21 protein-coding genes and 1 tRNA gene are annotated in these 21,499 nt (G+C 61.5%); 10 read left to right on the top strand and 12 right to left on the bottom strand.

The annotated features are described in order from the left end of the window. Positions 1–240, top strand: a 240-nt coding sequence (locus ACW4TB_RS18865; protein ID WP_455843044.1) for a transposase, incomplete at its 5' end; no start/stop codon positions are given. A gap of 106 nt (positions 241–346) precedes the next feature. Here the strand turns inward: ACW4TB_RS18865 and ACW4TB_RS18860 are convergent. The 6 genes from ACW4TB_RS18860 to ACW4TB_RS18835 form a co-directional block, all read right to left on the bottom strand. After that, complete coding sequence (locus ACW4TB_RS18860; RefSeq protein ID WP_039603031.1) at positions 347–790, bottom strand: hypothetical protein; 444 nt, start codon at positions 788–790, stop codon at positions 347–349. 112 nt (positions 791–902) lie between these two features. Beyond that, entirely contained in the window at positions 903–1,892 is a 990-nt protein-coding gene (gene ppk2 / locus ACW4TB_RS18855; protein ID WP_279933693.1) for a polyphosphate kinase 2, read from the bottom strand. A gap of 191 nt (positions 1,893–2,083) precedes the next feature. Next, positions 2,084–2,159: transfer RNA gene (locus tag ACW4TB_RS18850), tRNA-Phe, on the bottom strand. Positions 2,160–2,249: 90 nt separating this feature from the next. Next, positions 2,250–2,522, bottom strand: coding sequence for an oxidative damage protection protein (locus tag ACW4TB_RS18845; protein ID WP_039603029.1), 273 nt, complete (start codon positions 2,520–2,522; stop codon positions 2,250–2,252). After that, positions 2,519–3,586, bottom strand: a complete 1,068-nt coding sequence (gene mutY, locus ACW4TB_RS18840) for an A/G-specific adenine glycosylase (protein ID WP_119687916.1) — start codon at positions 3,584–3,586, stop codon at positions 2,519–2,521. The genes ACW4TB_RS18845 and mutY overlap by 4 nt, the downstream gene beginning before the upstream one ends. Further along, the gene (locus tag ACW4TB_RS18835) at positions 3,583–5,826 is read right to left on the bottom strand and encodes an AsmA family protein (protein ID WP_279933694.1); all 2,244 of its coding nucleotides are present in this window, start codon (positions 5,824–5,826) and stop codon (positions 3,583–3,585) included. The genes mutY and ACW4TB_RS18835 overlap by 4 nt, the downstream gene beginning before the upstream one ends. Before the next feature lie 361 nt (positions 5,827–6,187). Here ACW4TB_RS18835 and ACW4TB_RS18830 point away from each other — a divergent pair, with 361 nt between their 5' ends. The 6 genes from ACW4TB_RS18830 to hisF all read left to right on the top strand — a co-directional run bounded on the left by ACW4TB_RS18830 (position 6,188) and on the right by hisF (position 11,212). Then, entirely contained in the window at positions 6,188–7,855 is a 1,668-nt protein-coding gene (locus ACW4TB_RS18830) for an OFA family MFS transporter (RefSeq protein ID WP_455843047.1), read from the top strand. Positions 7,856–8,087: 232 nt separating this feature from the next. Then, on the top strand, positions 8,088–8,681 hold the full coding sequence (gene hisB / locus ACW4TB_RS18825) for an imidazoleglycerol-phosphate dehydratase HisB (RefSeq protein WP_115275448.1): 594 nt from the start codon (positions 8,088–8,090) through the stop codon (positions 8,679–8,681). After that, entirely contained in the window at positions 8,682–9,320 is a 639-nt protein-coding gene (gene hisH, locus ACW4TB_RS18820; RefSeq protein WP_012316675.1) for an imidazole glycerol phosphate synthase subunit HisH, read from the top strand. Next, positions 9,321–9,581, top strand: coding sequence for a DUF2164 domain-containing protein (locus tag ACW4TB_RS18815; protein WP_012316674.1), 261 nt, complete (start codon positions 9,321–9,323; stop codon positions 9,579–9,581). A 112-nt stretch (positions 9,582–9,693) separates the two neighbouring features. Beyond that, positions 9,694–10,431: a 1-(5-phosphoribosyl)-5-[(5-phosphoribosylamino)methylideneamino]imidazole-4-carboxamide isomerase gene (hisA, locus tag ACW4TB_RS18810; RefSeq protein ID WP_012316673.1), complete on the top strand. Its 738-nt coding sequence runs from the start codon at positions 9,694–9,696 to the stop codon at positions 10,429–10,431. 10 nt (positions 10,432–10,441) lie between these two features. Beyond that, positions 10,442–11,212 (top strand): imidazole glycerol phosphate synthase subunit HisF, encoded by a 771-nt coding sequence (gene hisF, locus ACW4TB_RS18805; RefSeq protein ID WP_012316672.1) that lies wholly within the window; start codon positions 10,442–10,444, stop codon positions 11,210–11,212. Positions 11,213–11,326: 114 nt separating this feature from the next. Here the strand turns inward: hisF and choV are convergent, their stop codons facing one another. The 3 genes from choV to choX form a co-directional block, all read right to left on the bottom strand. Further along, complete coding sequence (gene choV, locus ACW4TB_RS18800; RefSeq protein WP_012316671.1) at positions 11,327–12,505, bottom strand: choline ABC transporter ATP-binding protein; 1,179 nt, start codon at positions 12,503–12,505, stop codon at positions 11,327–11,329. Beyond that, positions 12,502–13,347: a choline ABC transporter permease subunit gene (gene choW, locus ACW4TB_RS18795; RefSeq protein ID WP_012316670.1), complete on the bottom strand. Its 846-nt coding sequence runs from the start codon at positions 13,345–13,347 to the stop codon at positions 12,502–12,504. Before choW ends, choV begins: the two co-directional genes overlap by 4 nt. 84 nt (positions 13,348–13,431) lie before the next feature. Continuing rightward, the gene (gene choX / locus ACW4TB_RS18790) at positions 13,432–14,379 is read right to left on the bottom strand and encodes a choline ABC transporter substrate-binding protein (RefSeq protein WP_012316669.1); all 948 of its coding nucleotides are present in this window, start codon (positions 14,377–14,379) and stop codon (positions 13,432–13,434) included. Between the two features lie 441 nt (positions 14,380–14,820). Here choX and ACW4TB_RS18785 point away from each other — a divergent pair, with 441 nt between their 5' ends. Next, positions 14,821–16,197 carry an L-serine ammonia-lyase gene (locus ACW4TB_RS18785; RefSeq protein WP_012316668.1) on the top strand — a complete coding sequence of 459 codons (1,377 nt, stop codon included), beginning with the start codon at positions 14,821–14,823 and terminating at the stop codon, positions 16,195–16,197. Positions 16,198–16,587: 390 nt separating this feature from the next. Beyond that, complete coding sequence (gene gbdR, locus ACW4TB_RS18780) at positions 16,588–17,694, top strand: choline metabolism transcriptional regulator GbdR (RefSeq protein WP_012316667.1); 1,107 nt, start codon at positions 16,588–16,590, stop codon at positions 17,692–17,694. Positions 17,695–17,824: 130 nt separating this feature from the next. Here gbdR and ACW4TB_RS18775 read toward each other — a convergent pair whose 3' ends face one another. Then, positions 17,825–18,082 (bottom strand): hypothetical protein, encoded by a 258-nt coding sequence (locus tag ACW4TB_RS18775; protein ID WP_012316666.1) that lies wholly within the window; start codon positions 18,080–18,082, stop codon positions 17,825–17,827. A gap of 345 nt (positions 18,083–18,427) precedes the next feature. On the opposite strand from ACW4TB_RS18775, the gene ACW4TB_RS18770 reads away from it, so the two are divergent. Continuing rightward, a complete protein-coding gene (locus ACW4TB_RS18770; protein ID WP_279933695.1) occupies positions 18,428–20,035 on the top strand; it encodes a reprolysin-like metallopeptidase in 1,608 nt (535 codons plus the stop codon). 5 nt (positions 20,036–20,040) lie between these two features. Here the strand turns inward: ACW4TB_RS18770 and ACW4TB_RS18765 are convergent, their stop codons facing one another. Then, complete coding sequence (locus tag ACW4TB_RS18765; RefSeq protein WP_012316664.1) at positions 20,041–20,511, bottom strand: thioesterase family protein; 471 nt, start codon at positions 20,509–20,511, stop codon at positions 20,041–20,043. A 10-nt stretch (positions 20,512–20,521) separates the two neighbouring features. Continuing rightward, on the bottom strand, positions 20,522–21,487 hold the full coding sequence (locus ACW4TB_RS18760; protein WP_012316663.1) for an L-carnitine dehydrogenase: 966 nt from the start codon (positions 21,485–21,487) through the stop codon (positions 20,522–20,524). Positions 21,488–21,499: the final 12 nt, after the last annotated feature.

Here is a 21,499-nt window from a genome sequence, read left to right as displayed (position 1 = left end):
TCCGGGCAGAAGACGGGACTACGTCGTTTAACGAAGCGAGGTTGCCCGGAAATTCGCCGATTGCTGCATAACGCCTCTATGTCAGCCAGCCGCTCGGCGGCCTGGAAAGAGACGTACGAACACTATCGAAACAAGGGGAAGGCCACGACTGAAGCGCTGGTGATCTTGTCGCGCAAGCTCGCCCGGGTTGCATTTGCCCTGATGAAGAACAAGGAGGAATACGTAAGCAGAACGGCCTAAAGACCGTTGTTTACAACCATAGAATCTCCCACAGGTACCCCGCTGCTCTCAAGCTCAGCGCAAACCCAGTGGGAGCCGGCTTGCCGGCGATAGGGCCGGTGAGCATTCAGCCGAACTGTTTCTGCTGCTGTTGCTGCTTGGCCACCAGTTCGGAAGCGGCGATGTAGGCTTCCTGGAACTCGTCGCTTTCCAGCCAGGCCATGGTGGTGTCTTCGTCGGCGCCATCGAGCCAGGTGCGGTAGGCGTTGAACACCAGCACGATGTAGTCGGTGGCGTGCTCTTCCTTGTGGCCCTTGAGCACCAGTGCCAGCAGCGGGTCGACCAGGAACACCGAGATCATCGAGACCAGGCTGGTCTCCTGGGCGGCCTTCATCTTCACGAACAGCTCTTTATAGCTGTCGGTCTCCATGGCCTTGTTGAACACCTGCTCGATGCTGGCGCTGTCACCGGCGCTGGCTTTCACTGCCTGGCCACTGCGTACCATGCGGTTTTGCTTGGCTTTGCTGGCGGCGCGTTTGGCGCGTTTCTGTTGCTTGGTATTGGTGGCCATGGGGCTGGAAATCCTTGGGGGCGAAAATGTGCGTATTGAATCGTACTTGCCGAGCAAACCCAAGCGTTGCTGGCGCCCGGAAGACCGGAGCACCCCTTGTAGGCCCCGGCCTTCAACTGTCGAGCGCAGGCCCTTCATCCTCCTCGAACCCGCGCGAAGCCCGGCCAACCAGCAAGTCATCCGGCGCGAACGCCACGCTTGGGTCCTTGCCCGGGTAATCCAGCGAATGCAGGAAATGCCGGATGCAGTTGATCCGTGCGCGCTTCTTGTCATCGGACTTGATCACCGTCCACGGTGCATCGCCAGTGTCGGTATGGAAGAACATCGCCTCCTTGGCGGCGGTGTAGTCCTCCCATTTATCCAGCGACTTGATGTCGATGGGCGAGAGCTTCCAGTGCTTGAGCGGGTCGTCCCGGCGCGAGATGAAGCGGCGCAACTGCTCTTCACGGTTCACCGAGAACCAGTACTTGAACAACAGGATGCCGCTGTTGCACAGCATGCGCTCAAGGTCCGGCGCCTGGCGCATGAACTCCAGGTACTGCAGCGGTGTGCAGAACTCCATCACCTTCTCGACCCCGGCGCGGTTGTACCAGGAGCGGTCGAAGAACACCATTTCACCGGCCGTGGGCAGGTGCTGGATATAGCGCTGGAAATACCACTGGCCCTTTTCCTGCTCGGAAGGCTTCTCCAGCGCAACGATGCGCGCACCCCGCGGGTTCAGGTGCTCCATGAAGCGCTTGATGGTGCCACCCTTGCCTGCCGCATCTCGCCCTTCGAACAGCACTACCACGCGCTGGCCAGTGTCCTTGACCCAGCTTTGTACCTTCAGCAGCTCGATCTGCAGCGCGTGCTTGGCCTTCTCGTATTCCTGGCGGCGCATGCGGGTCGGGTAGGGGTAGCTCGCCGGCAGGCGGGCAGAGGTGCTGTCCTCGTTGCTGCCTTTCGGCGCACTGGCCACTTCCAGTGCTGCGGGCTCCTGGCTGACCTGGGTGATGGATGGCTCAGGTTTGCGCTGACGGGCGCGGCGGGCTCGAGGCTTTGGTGTGGTGCTGGGCGTCGGTTCGGCGGGGGCGGGGAGCAGTAGGGGGGATTCTTCGCTCATGGAGGTCCTTGCGAGGTCGATTCGAATGTTCGCCTGCAATTGTGGGTTTGAGCGAGAGGGGGTTAGTTGATGCGGGTCAACTATACGGGGTAGGCATAACAGGATGAGAAATCCCAGACAACAAAAAACCCGCACTAGGCGGGTTTCTTGTTGTCGCTTCGGGTAACTTTGCAACCACCAGAAGCTGAAGGTGGTGCCCAGAGACGGAGTCGAACCGCCGACACGAGGATTTTCAATCCTCTGCTCTACCGACTGAGCTATCTGGGCGACGAGGTGAATTAAATAGATTTCCAGACCGCTCGTCAACGACTTTTTGAAAAAATTTTAAATTAATTCCGTCGCTTACGATTTTTGGGGTCATTCGGCCGGTGGAACGTAACCTTCCGCCTGCGCGTACTCTTCGCCGGCGAAAAACTTGTCCATCTCGCCCTGAAGGAACTTGCGGTCCTCGGCGTTCATCATGTTCAGGCGCTTCTCGTTGATCAGCATGGTCTGGTGCTTCTGCCAGTCGGCCCAGGCTTGCTGCGAGATGTGCTCGAAGATGTCCTGGCCCTTGGCGCCGGGGTAAGGCGGGCGCTCCAGGCCTGGCAGTTGTTCTTTGTATTTGCGGCACATCACGGTGCGGGTCATCGGGCATCTCCTGCAATCAGTTCGTCGGCCGCGCGTTTGAGCAGCTTTTTGACCGGGGCAGCGAGGCCCAGGCGCGGCGGGGTGGCGAGGTTATACCAGAGCCAGTCGGCCTCGGCCACGTGCTGGCCGACCGGGTCGACACGCACCAGCCAAGGCTCGATCGCCAGCTGGAAATGGCTGAAGGTATGGGTCAGGCCGTCCAGCGCGCGGCTTTCGGCCAGGCGCAGGCCATGCTGGTAGGCCAGGTCATCGAGCTGCTCGATGGCGTCCAGCTCGGGCAGGCTCCACAGGCCACCCCAAAGGCCACTGGACGGGCGGCGGTAAAGCAGGATCGCGCCTTCATGGTTGGCCAACAACGGCATCAGGGTGCGCCGCTGGGGCAGGGCCTTGCGCGGTTTGGGCTCGGGGTAACGCGTTTCTTCGCCGTGCAGGTGCGCTTCGCAGCCGCTGCGCACGGGGCACAACAGGCAACTCGGCTTGCTGCGGGTGCACAGCGTGGCGCCCAGGTCCATCATCGCCTGGGTATAGTGGTTGGCGCGTTGTTGCGGGGTAAAGCGCTCGGCAGTGGCCCACAGGGCATTGGCCACCTTCGGCTCGCCCGGGTAGCCGGCCTGGGCGGTAAAGCGGGCCAGCACGCGTTTGACGTTGCCGTCCAGGATCGGCGCACGGATACCCATGCTGATGCTGGCAATGGCACCGGCCGTGGAGCGGCCTATACCTGGCAGCTCGGTAAGCTGTTCGACACTGCGCGGGAACTCGCCGCCGTGTTGCTCGACGACGATCCTGGCGGCCTTCTGCAGGTTGCGTGCACGGGTGTAGTAACCCAGGCCGGTCCACAGGTGCAGCACCTCGTCCTCCGGGGCCTCGGCCAGCGCCTGCACAGTGGGCAGGGCCTGCATGAAGCGGTCGAAGTAGTTCAGCACGGTGCTGACCTGGGTCTGTTGCAGCATGATTTCCGACACCCACACCCGGTAAGGGTTGATGCCCTGTTGCCAGGGCAGGTCGTGTCGGCCGTGCTGGTCGTACCAGTCCAGCACGGCGCTGGAGAACTGCGCAGGGCTCATCGCTTGAACAGCCCCTTGAGCGCGTCTTTCAATTCTGGGCTCACTTTGTCTCCGAGTTTTTCATCGAGCTTTTCATCGATCTTGTCTTTGAGGCGGTTGCCGGCCAGTTTGGCGGCAACCTTGCCCAGGCCGTCCTGGTCCAGGCGGCAGGCCTTGGCGCCAAGCTCCAGCGGGCCACGGCAACGCAGCGGCAGTTCGACGCCGACGTAACGCTCGTTGACCTGGCAGGCCGGGTCGGGCATGGCACGCTGGTCACCTTCGACGATTACGCCGACGTTGTAGTCCATGCCCAGCACGCGCAGGTCGAGGTCGCCGTGGCCGTTGACGGTGAGGCCTGGGATGCGCGCCTTGAGGTCCGGGTTGCTGGCCACGCCGTTGCGCACCACCAGGCTGCCGCGCAGTTCTTCGAACGGCGTGTCCTTGCCGCGTGGTTCGCCGCTGAGCGTCTTGCGGTTGAGGGTGGCGATGGCCTGGCAGAGCTGCTGTTCCAGGTTGGCGTTGACCAGCACGCCGTCGTTGATGGTGAAGTTTGCGTTGCCGTTGAGGGTGTCCACCAGTGCCTTCTGGCTGTTACCGGTGGCTGTCAGGTCGCTGGTCAGGGTCAGCAGGCCTTTGACCGGCGGTGCCTGGTCTTTGTCTTCAGCCTTGATGAAGTGCTCCACCGGCACCCGGTTGATCTTGGTATTGACGCCGATCTGCGGCACGGCTGGGCGCACATCTACGGTGCCCTTGGCTTCGAAGCTGCCGTTGTAGAGGCCACCGCGCAGGGTCTGCAAGGTAATCAGGCCGCCCTGGCCGTTCGCTTGCAGCTGCGCGTCGCTGATCGGCAGCTTGTCCAAGGTCAACGAACCGAAGGCCAGGTCTGCCAGCAGGTCGAGGGTGCGAAGGCGGTCCACCGGCAGCAGCTTGTCGTTGCTCCAGGCTACCTGGGTGGGCGCGTTTGGCAGCGGCGAACTGCCGGCACCGGCGATGGCGCTGGCTTCCTGTTGCTTGACCTCGTTCTGGCGCGCTGCGGTGGCACCCTTGGCTGCTTCGCTCTTGGCCGGCATGTAGCGGTCGGCGTCGAACTTGTCGGCCTTGAGCTGCACGCGCAGGGCTTGCTTGGCAAAGTCCTCGACGGCAACGCGGCCGCTGAAGGTGCTGTCGTCGAGTTTTACGGCGAGGTCTTCCAGGGCCAGGCTGCTTGGCGTGCCCTGCAGGCGGCTGACCAGCTCCAGCTTGTTGAAGGCGGCGGGGTCGTTGGTGGCCGGCAGCGGATGGCCGACGCCATCGAGGAAGGTGCGCAGGTCGAACTGGGCGATGGACAGCCCACCGCTGAGCTGCGGCGTCTTGTCCAGGTCGCGCAGGTTCAGCTCGCCAAGGGCGCGCAGCTGGTTGGCCGAGATTTTCAGGCCGTTCCAGGAGGCGACGTTGGCTGCCATGTCGACCAACAGCTGACCTTGGGCCGCGAAGGTCATGGTTTTGCCGGCCAGAGGCTCGCCCGAGGTTTCGCCGGACAGGCGCATGTCCTCGAAGTTGTAGCGCTTGAGCTTGCGGTCAAAGCGCAGTTCGCCGGCAAGTTCGGTGCGTGCCTTGATGTTCGGCTGGCTGGCGCTGAGGAAGGCGCTGGCCTTGAGCGGGATGTTCGCGCCCTCGTGGACCGGGCCGGTGCTCAGCTGGATGCTTTCGGCGGTGTAGCTCTGGCCGGTCTTGGCATCGGTGTAGTGCACACGGGCGTTGTTCACGGTCAGGCTGTCGATGTCGAGCTTGACCGAACGTTCGCTGCTGGCCTCTGCAGGTGCGCTGGGCTGTTCGGCAGGCGCAGGTGCACTGGCAGTTGGGTCGGTTTGCGCAGGCAGCGGCTTGCCGATGTCTTCCCAGTTGCCATGGCCCTGTTCATCACGGTTCAGGGTCAGGTTCAGGCCTTCGACGCGCACATCGCTCATCTGCACTTCACGGCGCAGCAAGGGCAGCACGCGTACCGACAGGCCAAGCATCTGCAGGTCGGCGAACGGTTCCTTGGGCTTGTTCAGGGTGGCGATGCTGGCTTCGTGAAGCTCCAGGCCCAGCCACGGGAACAGGCTCCAGCCGATGTCGCCATTGAGGGTCAGCTCGACGTGGGCTTTGTCGCGCGCCAACTGGCGGATCTCGTCTTTATAGTCGTTGGGATCGAAGAGGTGGGTCAGGGCGAAGCCCAGCGCCACGATGATCAGCAGCAACCCGAGAAGCCCCAGTCCCAGGAGTTTGCCGAACGCTTTCATGGGCGAGTCCTTGTAGTCCGTATTTGATTTTCAAGCGCCAGAGTATAGCGCCGCAGTGGTATGCCCAGAGTATTCGACAAGAGATACAGAGCATTTCCTACCAATTGATCAGGTGTTGTGGCTTTCGACAGTTGTGGTTTGGGCAGTTCCTTTTTGCTGACCTGGCAGCAATACCGATTCAGCCGAGCAAAAAATAACGATATCAGATTGCTTTCATGTCATAGGCGAACTGGTACTCTTTCGCCGCCTGCGAAGCGGCCGCGACGTATTGTCGCGGGACGTTGCCCTGAAACGGCCGAGCCTTACGTGCAACCAGAAGAGCCGGGCATTCAATGCGCACGCATCGTCTACCTACATAAGGATCACATCCATGAACAGCAGTATCACGGCAGGAGCAGTGGCCAGCGCGCCAAGTTTCCTGTCGAAGGAGCGCATCATCGCCCGCCCGGGCTTCAACCGCTGGCTGGTACCCCCGGCCGCGTTGGCCATCCACCTGTGCATCGGCATGGCCTACGGTTTTTCCGTCTTCTGGCTGCCGCTTTCCCAAGCCATCGGCATTACGGCCCCGGTAGCGTGCTCGGCGGACATGGGCTTCATTGCCCGCATGTTCAGCGCCGAGTGCGACTGGCCCATTTCCATGCTGAGCTGGATCTACACCCTGTTCTTCGTGTTCCTCGGTTGCTCGGCGGCGGTGCTGGGCGGTTGGCTGGAACACGCTGGGCCGCGTAAGGCTGGCCTGGTGTCGGCCCTGTGCTGGTGCGGCGGCATGCTGATTTCGGCAATTGGCGTGAAGACCCATCAGCTATGGCTGATGTGGCTGGGCTCCGGCGTGATCGGCGGTATTGGCCTGGGCCTGGGCTACATCTCGCCGGTTTCGACCCTGATCAAGTGGTTCCCGGACAAGCGCGGCATGGCCACTGGCATGGCGATCATGGGCTTTGGCGGCGGCGCCATGGTCGGTGCACCGTTGGCCACTGCGCTGATGGGGCACTTCGGCAATGAGCATGAAGTGGGTGTGTGGCAGAGCTTCGTGGTGATGGCGGCGATCTACTTCGTGTTCATGACCGCTGGCGCCCTGGCGTACCGCGTGCCGCCGACCGGCTGGAAGCCTGAAGGCTGGACCGCGCCGGTGAAGAAAGCCAATGCGATGGTCACCGACCGTCACGTGCACGTCAGCGTTGCCTGGAAAACCCCCCAATTCGCGCTGATCTGGCTGGTGCTGTGCCTGAACGTTTCTGCAGGCATCGGCATCCTGGGCATGGCGTCGCCGCTGCTGCAGGAGGTGTTCGCCGGCAAGCTGCTGGGCAACGAGCTGAGCTTCAGCGAGCTGAACGCTGCACAATTGGCGCAGATTGCCGCCATTGCCGCTGGTTTCACCGGCCTGCTGAGCCTGTTCAACATCGGCGGGCGGTTCTTCTGGGCATCGTTCTCGGACTACATCGGCCGCAAGAACACCTACTTCGCCTTCTTCGCCTTGGGTGTGGGCCTCTACAGCCTGGTGCCGAACATGGGTCACCTGGGCAATGTGGCACTGTTCGTGGCGGCGTTCTGCATCATCCTGTCCATGTACGGCGGTGGTTTCGCCACGGTGCCGGCCTACCTGGCCGACCTGTTCGGTACGCAGATGGTCGGTGCCATCCACGGTCGGCTGTTGACGGCCTGGGCCGCTGCCGGTGTGCTGGGCCCGGTGCTGATCACTTACCTGCGTGAGTACCAGCTGGCGGCGGGTGTGGAGCGTGCGGCGGCTTATGACATGACCCTGTACATCCTTGCTGGCCTGCTGGTGCTGGGCTTCGTCTGCAACCTGTTGGTGCGCCCGGTGGCCGACAAGCACTTCATGAGCGATGCCGAGCTTGCGGCCGAGCGTGCCCTGAGCCACGACAAAGGTGCCGACGGCGCGCGTTCGCTGGAGTGGCATGCTGCGCCTGGCAGCCTGCCGCTGGTGCTGATCGCCTGGGCAGTGGTGGTGATTCCGCTGGCCTGGGGGGTTTGGATTACCCTGCAGAAGACGGCGGTGCTGTTCCACTGAGGTGCATGACAGCCAGCTGACTGGCTGGCTGTGATGGCCTCATCGCGGCAAGCCGGCTCCTGCAGGTTGCTCCACCAAGCATGAGTTTTGGGGAGGCTTCTGGGGGCCGGCTTGCCGGCGATAGGGCTGCAGAGCAGCCCCTTGCAATGCCATATGTCATCCGCGTTCCAAGCTTGAGCGTTCTGGGCCTATAATGGAGCCCTTTTCGCCCAATGATTTTGCGGAGCTGGTGATGGTCGAACGTAAGGCTTCCGTCGAGCGCAATACCCTGGAAACCCAGGTCAAGTGCTCGATCAACCTCGATGGCAGTGGCAAGGCCCGATTCGATATCGGCGTGCCTTTCCTTGAACACATGCTCGACCAGATTGCCCGACACGGGCTGATCGATCTGGATATCGAGTGCAAGGGTGACCTGCATATCGACGATCACCATACCGTCGAAGACGTCGGTATCACGCTGGGCCAGGCATTCGCCCAGGCCATCGGTGACAAGAAAGGCATCTTCCGTTACGGCCATGCCTATGTGCCGCTGGACGAAGCGCTGTCGCGTGTGGTCATCGACTTCTCCGGCCGCCCAGGCCTGCAGATGCACGTGCCGTACACCCGCGCCACCGTTGGCGGCTTCGATGTCGACCTGTTCCAGGAGTTCTTCCAGGGCTTCGTCAACCACGCCTTGGTTAGCCTGCATATCGATAACCTGCGTGGCCACAACACCCACCACCAGATCGAAACCGTGTTCAAGGCCTTTGGTCGTGCCCTGCGCATGGCCGTGACCCAGGACGAGCGCATGGCCGGGCAGATGCCATCCACCAAAGGATGCCTGTAAATGCAGACGGTAGCCGTAATCGACTATGGCATGGGCAACCTGCACTCGGTAGCCAAGGCGCTCGAGCATGTCGGCGCCGGCAAGGTGCTGGTCACCAGCGATGCTGCGGTGATTCGCGAGGCTGACCGTGTGGTGTTCCCGGGCGTGGGCGCGATTCGCGACTGCATGGCCGAAATCCGCCGCCTGGGCTTCGACAGCCTGGTGCGTGAAGTCAGCCAGGACCGCCCGTTCCTGGGCATCTGTGTCGGCATGCAGGCCCTGCTGGACCACAGCGAAGAAAACGACGGTGTCGACTGCATCGGCCTGTTCCCTGGCCAGGTGCGCTTTTTTGGTAAAGACCTGCAGGAAGGTGGTGAGCACCTGAAAGTGCCGCACATGGGCTGGAACGAAGTCACCCAGGCCGTCGACCACCCGCTGTGGCACGACATCTCTGATCGTGCGCGCTTCTATTTTGTGCACAGCTACTACATCAATGCCGGCAAGCCGGGCCAGGTGGTCGGCCGCGGCCATTATGGCGTCGACTTCGCTGCCGCGCTGGCCGAGGGCTCGCGCTTTGCCGTGCAGTTCCACCCGGAGAAGAGCCATACCCATGGCCTGCAACTGCTGCAGAACTTCGTCGCCTGGGACGGGCGCTGGTAAATGAGCAGGTCGAAGACCAAGGCCCCCGTCATCACCCTGGCCCCCGAGCAGGAGCGCGAAGCGCTCGACACCCTCAAGCGCTTCCTCGAAGACCGCTTCGAGTTGCAGCTGGGGTCGTTCGAGGTGGCTGAGGTCCTCGACGTGTTCAGCAAAGAGATTGCACCCCATTACTACAACAGGGCGATTGCCGATGTTCAGCTGCACCTCAAGGAGCGGTTCGAGAGCATCGAAAGCGACCTGTGGGCGTTGGAAAAAAGCTGAAAGCTTCAAGCCTCAAGCTGTAAGCCAAAGCTGGACCGCCATCGAAAACACGACGCGCATGCTTGCAGCTTGTCGCTTGCAGCTTGCCGCTTGAATTGACGAAGGAAAGAGCATGCTGATTATCCCCGCTATCGATCTGAAGGACGGTGCCTGCGTGCGCCTGCGCCAGGGCCGTATGGAAGACTCCACGGTATTTTCCGACGACCCGGTGAGCATGGCCGCCAAGTGGGTCGAGGGTGGTTGCCGTCGCCTGCACCTGGTCGACCTCAACGGCGCCTTCGAAGGCCAGCCGGTCAACGGTGAGGTGGTCACTGCCATCGCCAAGCGTTACCCGAACCTGCCGATCCAGATCGGCGGCGGCATCCGTTCGCTGGAAACCATCGAGCACTACGTCAAGGCTGGCGTCAGTTACGTGATCATTGGCACCAAGGCGGTCAAGCAGCCTGAGTTCGTCGCCGAAGCCTGCAAAGCCTTCCCCGGCAAGGTCATCGTCGGCCTGGACGCCAAGGACGGTTTCGTCGCCACCGACGGCTGGGCTGAAGTGAGCTCGGTGCAGGTCATCGACCTGGCCAAGCGCTTCGAGGCCGATGGCGTCTCGGCGATCGTCTACACCGACATCGCCAAGGACGGCATGATGCAGGGCTGCAACGTGCCATTCACCGCGGCGCTGGCAGCGGCCACCTCGATCCCGGTGATCGCCTCGGGCGGCATCCACAACCTGGGTGACATCAAGACCCTGCTGGACGCCAAGGCCCCAGGCATCGTCGGTGCAATCACTGGCCGTGCCATCTACGAAGGCACCCTCGATGTCGCCGAGGCCCAGGCCTTCTGCGACAACTATAAAGGCTGAGGACTGAACCATGGCACTGGCCAAGCGCATCATCCCTTGCCTGGACGTGGACAACGGCCGGGTGGTCAAGGGCGTCAAGTTCGAGAACATTCGTGATGCCGGCGACCCGGTGGAAATTGCCCGTCGCTACAACGAGCAGGGTGCCGATGAAATCACCTTCCTCGACATCACTGCCAGCGTCGATGGCCGCGACACCACCTTGCATACCGTCGAGCGCATGGCCAGCCAGGTGTTCATCCCGCTGACCGTGGGCGGTGGCGTGCGTACCGTGCAGGACATCCGCAACCTGCTCAATGCCGGTGCCGACAAGGTTTCGATCAACACCGCCGCGGTGTTCAACCCAGAGTTTGTGGGTGAGGCTGCCGACCGTTTCGGTTCGCAGTGCATCGTGGTGGCCATCGATGCCAAGAAGGTGTCTGCGCCCGGTGAAGCGCCGCGCTGGGAAATCTTCACCCATGGCGGGCGCAAGCCGACCGGGCTGGACGCCGTCGAGTGGGCGAAGAAGATGGAAGGCCTGGGTGCCGGTGAGATCCTGCTGACCAGCATGGACCAGGACGGCATGAAGAACGGTTTTGACCTGGGTGTGACCCGCGCCATCAGCGATGCGCTGGGGATTCCGGTGATCGCTTCGGGTGGTGTGGGTAACCTGCAGCACCTGGCTGACGGGATTCTGGAAGGGCATGCCAGCGCGGTGCTGGCGGCGAGCATCTTCCACTTCGGTGAGTACACGGTGCCGGAGGCCAAGGCCTATATGGCTGCACGCGGTATCGTCGTTCGCTGATGGATTGTTGGGAGGGCTTTGCCCTCCTTTCGCGACACAAGGCCGCTCCTACAGATACGCTTTTGTAGGAGCGGCCTTGTGTCGCGAAAGGGCCGCACAGCGGCCCCGGTTGCATCACCCGTGGTTCTTGCCAAGCAACGCGTGGTAGAGCTCGGTATCCCCAAGTATCCCCACCACCTTGTCGTTATCCTGCAGCACCAGCTTGTTGCCTGTCTGGTAACGGATCTGCAGCGCCTCGCGCATGCCGATATCGGCGTTGACCAGCGTAGGCCGGCGTTCCAGCAACTCGACATCTTCCCCTGGCGCCCAGTTCTGCAGGTCCAGCCCGTTCTGCCCTTGGCGTGCACGCTTGAGCGAGCCCCCTTCGCCCAGGTCCAGCCACGAGTCGATGCCTGGGTCCAGGCACACCGAACCGTTGATCCGCTTGCAGTTGTCCAGGGTGCGCATCAGGCTGCGGCCGCACAGCACGTTCAGCGGGTTGGTGTGGGCCACGAAGGTGCGCACATACTCGTCCGCCGGGTTGAGCACGATCTCCTCGGGCTTGCTGTACTGGATGATCCGCCCGTCCTTCATGATGGCGATGCGGCTGCCCAGCTTGAGCGCTTCGTCCAGGTCGTGGCTGACGAACACGATGGTCTTGTTGAGCTTGCGCTGCAGCTCCAGCAACTCGTCCTGCAAGCCCTGGCGGATTAGCGGGTCGAGGGCCGAGAACGGTTCATCCATCAGCAGGATGTCGGCGTCCATGGCCAGCGCCCTGGCCAGGCCCACGCGCTGCTGCATGCCGCCGGAGAGTTCGTCCGGCTTCTTGTTGCGCCATTGGGTCAAGCCCACCAGCTCGAGCTTCTCGTCCACCAGCTTGCGCCGTTCCTTTTCAGGGCGGCCCTGCATTTCCAGGCCAAAGCTGATGTTCTCGCGCACCGTCAGCCAGGGCATCAGGGCGAACTTCTGGAAGACCATGGCGATGCGCTTGGTGCGCATCATCTTGAGCTCCGCCGGGGTGCAGTGAGCGATGTCGATGTGCTTGCCTTCGTGCTCGACGAACAGCTTGCCGCGGCTGACGGTGTTCAGGCCGTTGATGCAGCGCAGCAGGCTCGACTTGCCCGAACCGGACAAGCCCATCAGCACGCAGATCTCGCCCTTGTTGATATCCAGGTTGGCCTTTTCGACACCCACCACCAGGCCGGTCTGCTTGAGGATCTGCTCGCGGGTTTTGCCCTGATCGAGCAATGCCAGCGCTTCCCGCGGCTTGTTGGAGAAGATGACGTCGACGTCTTCGAAACGAATGATGCTCATGCTTCACCCCTTACCGTGACTTCCGGTTGCTTGCAGATACGGTCGAGCATGATGGCCAGCAGTACGATCGCCAGGCCCGCTTCAAAGCCCAGGGAAATATCAGCGGTGTTCAGTGCGTTGACCACGGGTTTGCCCAGGCCGTCGGCGCCCACCAGGGCCGCGATCACCACCATCGACAGCGACAGCATGATGCACTGGGTAACACCGGCGGCGATGCTGGGCATCGCGTGGGGCAGTTCGATGCGGGTCAGCAACTGGCGTCGTGAGCAGCCGAAGGCCTTGCCGGCGTCCAGCAGCTCCTGCGGCACGTCGCAGATGCCCAGGTAGGTCAGGCGAATCGGTGCGGCGATGGCGAACACCACCGTGGAGATCAGCCCAGGCACCACGCCCAGGCCGAACAGTGTCAGGGTAGGGATCAGGTAAACGAAGGTCGGTACCGTCTGCATCAGGTCGAGCACCGGGCGCATCGCGGTGTAGAACATCGGTTTGTGCGCGGCGACGATACCCAGCGGCACGCCGATGGCCACACAGACCACGGTGGCAAAGGTGACTTGCGCCAGGGTTTCCATGGTCTCCTGCCAGTACCCCAGGTTGAGGATCAGCAGAAAGGAGAGGGCGACGAACACAGTCAGTGCCCATTTGCGCTGGATCAAGTGCGCGAGGGCGGCGAACAGGGCGATGAGGACGAACGGGTTGAACCAGGTCAGGGTGCTGGTGACGCCATGGATCATGAATTCCAGGCCTTGGGCGATGGCGTCGAAGTAATCGGCGCCATTCTGGGTCAGCCATTCGACGAATGACGCGATGTACTGACCCAGGGGTATTTTCTGATCGATAAGCATGATAGCGAGCTTCCACCTGCAAAGATTGAAATCAGTCCGGGGCGAGCACGGTCCCGCCCCGCGGTGTTGCCTTGGCGTCTTGCGTTATTGCGTCAGTTTGGCTTTGGCTGCCTCGAGGCCGGGTTTGCCGTCCACGGTGGTCACCCCGGCGAGCCAGGCGTCCAGCTTGCCTGGGTTGTCCTTGAGCCACTTCTTGGCAGCTGCCTCGGGTTTCATCTTGTCGTCCAGGACATAGCCCATCATGGTGCTTTCATCCTTGAGCTCGAACGACAGGTTCTTGAGCAGTTGGCCTACGTTGCTGCACTCCTGCACATAGCCCTTGCGGGTATTGGTCAGCACGGTTGCCTTGCCCAATTCGGGGCCGAAAAAGTCGTCCCCGCCGGTCAGGTACTGCATCTTGAAGCGGGTGTTCATCGGGTGAGGCTCCCAGCCGAGGAACACGATCGCGTCACCGCGCTTCTGCGCCCTGTCGACCTGGGACAGCATGCCGGCTTCACTGGACTGCACGATCTTGAAACCGGCGTCCTTCAGGCCGAAGGCGTTCTTGTCGATCATGCTCTGGATGGTGCGGTTGCCGTCATTGCCGGGTTCGATGCCGTAGATCTTGCCGTCCAGTTCCTTCTTGAATTTGGGAATGTCGGCAAAGTCCTTGAGGCCCTTGTCGTACAGCGACTGGGGCACGGCCAAGGTGTACTTGGCGTTTTCCAGGTTGGCGCGCACGGTTTCGACAGTGCCGGCGTCACGGTACTGCTTGATGTCGTTCTCCATGGTCGGCATCCAGTTGCCGAGAAACACGTCCAGGTCCTTGCCGGTGGCCAGCGACTTGTAGGTCACCGGTACCGAGATCATGGTGGTGTGAGTCTTGTAACCCAGTGCTTCGAGCACAACGCTGGTGGTCGCGGTGGTTACCGTGATGTCGGTCCAGCCGACATCAGAAAAACGTACCGTCTGACACTGCTCGGGTTCTGCGGCCTGGGCCAGCAAGGGGGCGGACAGCAACGCGGCCAGCAACAGCGAGGGTGAACCTTTCATGGATGGACTCCTGTGATTTTATCTTCGGGTTCGCGAGGGCTGCCGGGCTTTCTCAGGGTCCGGTCAACCAGGCCTGCAGAGGGCAGGATGCGAGGCCGTGCAATACGAGTCGCTTTTGATAATCCACCAGCGCCGGGCAATCGCCTACTGGTGGGGTCGTAACCAGTACGGAACGGGTCGCTTTGAGTACTGGCGATGTCGCATATGGCTTTTTCCTCCCTTGCCTGCGTATTTTTCCGTCATCAGAGCGCCCGAAAGCGGCGCACATGCAGGTGAAACAGCGCGGCGCTGCTGGACAAAAGTACGTCGGTTGCAGACGGCGAGGGGGGGCGTAAAAGCCCGATGATGCGTGCATTCGTGGCGGCTCGCAGCTTCAGCCTAGCAGTTGCCCCGCCCTGCGCATGGCGCGCAGAGACAAGCCCAGCAAGAGGTGTAGCGACAATGGCCATCAGCGTGTTCGACCTGTTCAAGATCGGAGTCGGGCCCTCCAGCTCCCATACCGTCGGCCCCATGCGTGCGGGCGCCCTGTTTGTCCAAGGCCTGCGTGAGCGCGGCGAGCTGGAGCAGGTGAAAAGGGTGCAGGTGCGGTTGTACGGTTCGCTGTCGGCCACCGGTATTGGCCACGGCTCCGACCACGCCACCATCATGGGCCTGATGGGCGAATGGCCGGACGCCATCGACCCGGCCCAGATCATCCCACGCATCGCCGACCTGCGCGAAACCAACACCCTGAAGCTGGATAACCGGTTGCCCATCGAATTCGTCTGGGCCCGCGACATGCTGCTGCTGGACGAGAACCTCCCGTACCACCCTAATGCCATGACCCTGATCGCCGAAGGCGAGCAGGGCGAGCTGCACCGTGACACCTACTACTCGGTGGGTGGTGGTTTCGTGGTCGACGCCGCCCAGGCCGCCAGTGGTGTGCTGGATGCCGACCAGACGGTGCTGCCGTACGATTTCAACAGTGCCGCAGAGCTGCTGCGCCTGTGCAAGCAAAACGACCTCAGTGTGTCGCAATTGATGATGGCCAACGAGAAGGTCTGGCGCAGCGAGCAAGAGATCCGCGCCGGCCTGCACACGCTCTGGCAAGCCATGCAGGAATGTGTGCACAACGGTCTCAAGCATGAAGGTACGCTGCCCGGCGGGCTGAACGTGCGCCGCCGCGCCGCCAGGCTGCACCGCAGCCTGCAGGAGATCGGCAAGCCCAACGTGATCGGCTCGACCATGAGTGCCATGGAGTGGGTCAACCTGTTCGCCCTGGCGGTCAACGAAGAGAACGCCGCGGGCGGGCGCATGGTCACTGCGCCCACCAATGGCGCGGCAGGCATCATCCCGGCGGTGCTGCACTACTACATGCGGTTCAGCGATGCGGTCGACGAGTCCAACGTGGTCGACTTCTTCCTGGCCGCCGCCGCAGTGGGCATCCTTTGCAAAAAGAACGCATCGATTTCAGGTGCCGAAGTGGGTTGCCAAGGTGAAGTCGGTTCAGCGTGCGCCATGGCGGCGGCGGGCCTTGCCGAAGTGCTGGGGGCGACCCCGCCGCAGGTGGAGAACGCCGCCGAGATCGCTCTTGAGCACAACCTGGGCCTGACCTGCGACCCGGTCGGTGGCCTGGTGCAGGTGCCGTGTATCGAGCGTAATGCCATTGCGGCAGTAAAAGCCATCAACGCTGTACAGATGGCCCTGCGCGGTGATGGCGAGCACTTCATTTCCCTGGACCAGGTGATCCGTACCATGCGCGACACCGGCGCCGACATGCATGACAAGTATAAAGAAACCTCGCGCGGCGGCCTGGCGGTCAGCGCCATCGAATGTTGACGCGCTGACTATGCGCTACGCTCGTCAGGACGCCCCGTTTTGGGGCGTCTTCGCATCAGCCGATCGTCGGGTGTCGCGATCAGTGTGGCCATTGTCGGTGACACTAAACAGTGTCGTTTCTGGGCAACCTGCCTTGAGCGTGTCACCAAATTGCTCATAAGTGACACGCAAAGGCGCTGGCCCGCCGGTTTTGGTTTGTTCCACAACCCGATTGCCGAGCCCGAATTGCTGAAAAAAGGCGTCGTTTTTGGGTTTTTTTGGATAGCCGTTCAATTTCAGGCACGGCCCTTGCGTTGAGATTGGTAAAGCCCCTGCAAATGAATTGGGGCCATGACAAAAAATCAGTGCCCGCCTGAGGCACACCCTGTTTTTGTGTGAGGAGAAATCGCGATGACGTCGTACACCTCCGGGAATCCAACCCAGAACCGCACAGCACCCCAGTCCATCGGGTTTCTCCTACTGGACAACTTCACCCTGATTTCCCTGGCATCGGCCGTCGAGCCGCTGCGCATGGCCAACCAGCTTTCGGGCCGTGAGCTGTATCGCTGGCACACGCTGACCGTCGATGGCGGCCAGGTCTGGGCCAGCGATGGCTTGCAGATCACCCCGGACGCCGCCATCGCCAACGCTCCTCCCATCGACACCGTGATCGTCTGCGGTGGCGTCGGTATCCAGCGTTCGGTCACCCGTGAGCATGTCACCTGGCTGCAGGCCCAGGCCCGTCAGTCGCGCCGTTTGGGCGCTGTGTGTACCGGCAGCTGGGCGCTGGCCTGTGCCGGCTTGCTCGATGGCTTCGACTGCAGCGTGCACTGGGAATGCCTGGCGGCGATGCAGGAGGCGTTTCCGCGGGCAAACATGAGCACTCGCCTGTTCACCCTCGACCGCAACCGTTTCACCAGCTCTGGCGGCACTGCGCCGCTGGACATGATGCTGCACCTGATCAGCCGCGATCATGGCCGTGAACTGTCTGCGGCGATCTCTGAGATGTTCGTCTACGAGCGCATTCGCAACGAGCAGGACCACCAGCGCGTGCCGCTCAAGCACATGCTGGGCACCAACCAGCCGAAGCTGCAGGAAATCGTCGCGCTGATGGAGGCCAACCTGGAAGAGCCGATCGACCTCGACGAACTGGCCGTGTACGTGGCCGTGTCGCGTCGCCAGCTTGAGCGCCTGTTCCAGAAGTACCTGCATTGTTCGCCGTCGCGCTATTACCTCAAGCTGCGCCTGATTCGCGCGCGGCAGCTGCTGAAGCAGACGCCGATGTCGATCATCGAAGTGGCCTCGGTGTGCGGCTTCGTGTCCACCCCGCACTTCTCCAAGTGCTACCGCGAGTACTTCGGCATACCGCCGCGTGATGAACGAGTAGGTTCAAACACCGCACAGCAAGTGGCAATGATGCCTATTCCGCAAGCCATGACCCTGTCCCCGCACAGTGGGCCGATGGCTGCACTGAGCCAGGCGCGTAACGAGTCGACCTTTGCCAGTGTGAGGCTCTGACGCCCAGGGGCTGCTTTGCAGCCCAATCGCCGGCAAGCCGGCTCCCACAGATTCGCCACCAGGCCTGAGAGCGGTGTGGAACCTGTGGGAGCCGGCTTGCCGGCGATGAGGCCAATACAGAAATACGCGATCAGGCGCGCTTGTTGAAACTCGCAAGTGCCGGCAGCAACTGCTTGTCGATCGCTTGGCGCACCGCCGGCAGAATCGTCGCACTGCCCGTGTACATCTGCTCGACCATGCCCTTGAGCGCCCGCGCATTAGGCTCGGTCAGCCCACGCACGACCGCTTCGCAAGCCTGCTCGGCACTGGCACCCGCCGGAATCTCGAACCCGCGCGCTCGCAGGTGGCCTGCCAGGTCGTCCTGATCAATCAAATCCGCATGCATCATGGCTGTTGTCCCTTTTATCGCTAAGAGAGTGCTGCTGTGATTTACGACCGATTCTGTGTCCATGACGACATGCCCGCAAGGGCTGAATGTCGCCATGGCTGCTTTGGCTAAGAACAGGTCGTATACGGCTAAATCCAGGGGCAGGGAAGGCCGCACACTGCAGTCATTCACGGCACCGGAGGGTTGGTCACCCTCACTCACGTACAGTGGATGTTGCTCGCTCTTGGCCCCGGTAGCTCACGGCTTACCGGGGTTATTTTTTATCCGCGACCTGTTAGTTCTGCCAGTTGTCGCGCGTGGCCCGTTCACTCCTAATGATCCCAACTCTGATAATGAGGCGGCATCATGAAAATACGTTGTTGGGCGGTCGGTTTAATGGTGTTGGGTGGCGTCGTTGTGGGCGGCTGCACTTCATCCTCACACCCGGCTATGACTGCCGATACCCAGGCGCCCCAGCTTTTCGAACTGAATAAAAAAAGTGATCTGCAAGTACTTGAGCAAGCGCCAGGTATTTATCCTTACCTCAACACATTGATCAATGATCCGGCGTCTGAGCAAGTACAGGTGGTAACGGTCAATGCTTCTTTGGTTACCGCCGATACCCAGACGCTGTCGGTGCCGTTGAACAGTGACGAGACGGTAGCCTTCAAGTTGAAACGAGCAGATCCGCCGGCACTTGGCATGGAGGGTTGGGTAGGGGATGCGCTGAGGAACCCCGACCAGAAACCGCGCTCTGTCTCGGAGGTCGACTTTGACCCCTTCACCTGGATTTCCCTGGTGCGCAAAGGCGATCAACTGGTGGGCAGCATGTATGTCGATGGGCAGCACTATCGGTTGGAGTACATAGGGGCCGGGCAGCATGTCCTGATTAAAGAAGATGCGTCGAAGCTGCCGGCGGAGGCGGCCGCCACGTCGGATCCGGATGTCCGGAGCCTGAAAGCTGCCGCTGGCCAGGTGCCGCATTCGGCGCACAGTACGATTCGTGTACTTTTTAGCAGCACCAACGAGGTACGTGAACGCAGGCCAACCTACCGGCAACAGCTTTTGCTGGCACTGCAGACAGCGAATCAGTACATGATCAACTCGCAAGTTCCTGTTACGTTCGAAGTCGCCGGATTCAACGATGTCGATTATTGCGAATGTGGCAAGACCGGCGTTGAGCAGTTTCAAGATTTCAGAACTGCAGGCCGTGAACTGAATACTCAGGTTTTGCAGCGGCGAGCGGAGCTTTACGCTGATTTGGTCACCCTCTATACGTCATGGCCTGGTACAGGGGGGGAGGCTTCCGGCGCCGTTTATTCAATTGTTGGAAACTATCCCTCCCTCGGTCATGAGTATGGCCATAACCTGGGGGCGGCACATGGTTGGAATGGAAACCCGAATGCCGGATATAACCATGGATATGAGCATGCCGATCCAAAATTCCACACGATCATGATAACGACCGCCTACGCAATCCCCTATTTCTCTAATCCGAACCTGTTTTATCAAGGCGTCAGGATCGGTACTTTCGAGCATCACGATGTTGCTCGGCGCTTTAACGAGCGTCGTGAAGAAATAGAAAATTTCTATCCGCCGATGCCCGCGGTGCAGGTAACTGTCTTCGACAACATCAACATGCAGGGCGACACATGCACGTTCGACCTCGCTGAAGATGCCCGCACGACCTTGATCGAGGACGCCTGTGGCGCAGCATGGAAAACCAAGGTCTGGTCGGTGCGGGTTACAAATTTTGGATTAGGTCATACCTTGCGGATAGGCAACACGTCGGCTTGGCATACCTATACAAGCCAAACATACGGTGGCAGTTTCGACATTCCGACCCTCACGGGTTTCGCCCATGACGTTCCTGTAGGACTGGTTTTGACGCCCCACGGAGGCAACCTGAGCAAAAAGATTACCCAGGTTGAGTTCATCAAAGCGACTGCCAGCGGCACCGACCAGTACAGGTAACCAGGTCAGGCCGGAAGTTGCATGATGCGCCCAGTGAACGCTGGTGATGGCAGGTCTTCCTGTCCGGCCACCAGCGATTGCAGGCGCGTCACACTCCCTTCGCCGAACGCAGCCGACCTCGGTCCTGCCAGATCAACATGCAAAAGCATCTGCTCACTGGCTGCCAAAACCTCTTCAAACCCCTCGCGATGCAAGCTGTGATACAGGTGCAGGCGCTTTTTATCGAACCCGATGATTTGCGTCTGTACCCATACTTCGGTACCCAGCTTGACCTCATGCAGGTAATTGATATGCGCTTCGAGTGTGAACAATGAATGCCCACTTTGCCCTCGGGCGTCGGCATCCAGCCCGATGCGCTCCATCAGCGCATCGGTGGCGTAGCTGAAGATCAGCAGGTAATAGGCATCGCGCAGGTGCCCGTTGTAATCGACCCAGTCCTCCTGGACTGGGGTGCGGTAGGTGATCAGTGCGGGCATCGTGGTCTCCTCAGTCGCTGAACGACATGCCGTGGCTGGCCTTGCTGGTTTTCACCGCTTCCAGCACCGCCAGCAAGGTGTCATCACGATAGCGCTCCAGCGCGGCGATGCTGCGCTCGCCCAACTGCTCGGCCGTGCCGGCCACCACATCATCGATCAGCTTGTCGGTAAGCTCTGGCGCCGGCAGGTAGGTCCAGGGCAGTTTCAGCGCCGGGCCGAACTGCGACATGAAGTGGCGCATGCCAGCATCGCCACCGGCCAGGGTGTAGGTCAGGAACGTGCCCATGAACGACCAGCGCAGGCCTGCGCCGAAGCGGATGGCATCATCGATTTCGCCCGTGGTGGCCACACCGTCGTTGACCAGGTGCAGCGCCTCGCGCCACAGCGCTTCGAGCAGGCGGTCGGCGATGAAGCCCGGCACTTCCTTGCGTACGTGCAGTGGGCGCATGCCCAGTGCGGTGTAAATTGTTTTCGCCGCCTCGATGGCTTCAGGCGCGGTACGGTTGCCGCCCACGATCTCCACCAGCGGCAGCAGGTAAACCGGGTTGAACGGGTGGCCGACCACGCAGCGTTCGGGGTGGGTAGCCGATTCGTAGAACTCGCTGGGGAGCAGGCCAGATGTGCTGGAACCGATGATTGCATCAGGCTTGGCTGCGGCGCTGACTTTGGCGTGCAGATCGAGCTTGAGGTCCAGCCGCTCTGGCGCGCTTTCCTGGATGAAGTCAGCGTCGCGCACGCATTCCTCGATGGTGGCGACGAACTTCAAGCGGTCTTGCGCCGCGCCAGGTGCCAGTCCCTGTTTTTCCAGTGCCGGCCAGGCGTTGGCGATGCGCTTGCGCAGCGCCTGCTCGGCGCCGGGGGCCGGGTCCCAGGCGACCACGTCCAGGCCGTGGGCCAGGGCGCGGGCAACCCAGCCGCTGCCGATCACGCCACTACCCAGGGCGGCGAAGGTCTTGATCTCGGTGATGAAAGGCATATCGGACTCCGG

The sequence above is a fragment of the Lelliottia jeotgali genome, from assembly GCF_977070485.1.
This window is presented reverse-complemented; position numbering and strand designations above follow the sequence as displayed.

Bases quoted from the DNA above. Each gene is read 5' to 3' on its own strand.
- choW (WP_012316670.1), bottom strand. From the start codon at position 13,347: ATGCTTATCGATCAGAAAATACCCCTGGGTCAGTACATCGCGTCATTC.
- ACW4TB_RS18835 (WP_279933694.1), bottom strand. From the start codon at position 5,826: ATGAAAGCGTTCGGCAAACTCCTGGGACTGGGGCTTCTCGGGTTGCTG.
- ACW4TB_RS18845 (WP_039603029.1), bottom strand. From the start codon at position 2,522: ATGACCCGCACCGTGATGTGCCGCAAATACAAAGAACAACTGCCAGGC.
- hisF (WP_012316672.1), top strand. From the start codon at position 10,442: ATGGCACTGGCCAAGCGCATCATCCCTTGCCTGGACGTGGACAACGGC.
- ACW4TB_RS18765 (WP_012316664.1), bottom strand. From the start codon at position 20,511: ATGCCCGCACTGATCACCTACCGCACCCCAGTCCAGGAGGACTGGGTC.
- choX (WP_012316669.1), bottom strand. From the start codon at position 14,379: ATGAAAGGTTCACCCTCGCTGTTGCTGGCCGCGTTGCTGTCCGCCCCC.
- ACW4TB_RS18770 (WP_279933695.1), top strand. From the start codon at position 18,428: ATGAAAATACGTTGTTGGGCGGTCGGTTTAATGGTGTTGGGTGGCGTC.
- ACW4TB_RS18860 (WP_039603031.1), bottom strand. From the start codon at position 790: ATGGCCACCAATACCAAGCAACAGAAACGCGCCAAACGCGCCGCCAGC.
- mutY (WP_119687916.1), bottom strand. From the start codon at position 3,586: ATGAGCCCTGCGCAGTTCTCCAGCGCCGTGCTGGACTGGTACGACCAG.
- gbdR (WP_012316667.1), top strand. From the start codon at position 16,588: ATGACGTCGTACACCTCCGGGAATCCAACCCAGAACCGCACAGCACCC.
- ACW4TB_RS18775 (WP_012316666.1), bottom strand. From the start codon at position 18,082: ATGATGCATGCGGATTTGATTGATCAGGACGACCTGGCAGGCCACCTG.
- hisH (WP_012316675.1), top strand. From the start codon at position 8,682: ATGCAGACGGTAGCCGTAATCGACTATGGCATGGGCAACCTGCACTCG.
- choV (WP_012316671.1), bottom strand. From the start codon at position 12,505: ATGAGCATCATTCGTTTCGAAGACGTCGACGTCATCTTCTCCAACAAG.
- ACW4TB_RS18760 (WP_012316663.1), bottom strand. From the start codon at position 21,487: ATGCCTTTCATCACCGAGATCAAGACCTTCGCCGCCCTGGGTAGTGGC.
- ACW4TB_RS18815 (WP_012316674.1), top strand. From the start codon at position 9,321: ATGAGCAGGTCGAAGACCAAGGCCCCCGTCATCACCCTGGCCCCCGAG.
- hisB (WP_115275448.1), top strand. From the start codon at position 8,088: ATGGTCGAACGTAAGGCTTCCGTCGAGCGCAATACCCTGGAAACCCAG.
- ppk2 (WP_279933693.1), bottom strand. From the start codon at position 1,892: ATGAGCGAAGAATCCCCCCTACTGCTCCCCGCCCCCGCCGAACCGACG.
- ACW4TB_RS18785 (WP_012316668.1), top strand. From the start codon at position 14,821: ATGGCCATCAGCGTGTTCGACCTGTTCAAGATCGGAGTCGGGCCCTCC.
- hisA (WP_012316673.1), top strand. From the start codon at position 9,694: ATGCTGATTATCCCCGCTATCGATCTGAAGGACGGTGCCTGCGTGCGC.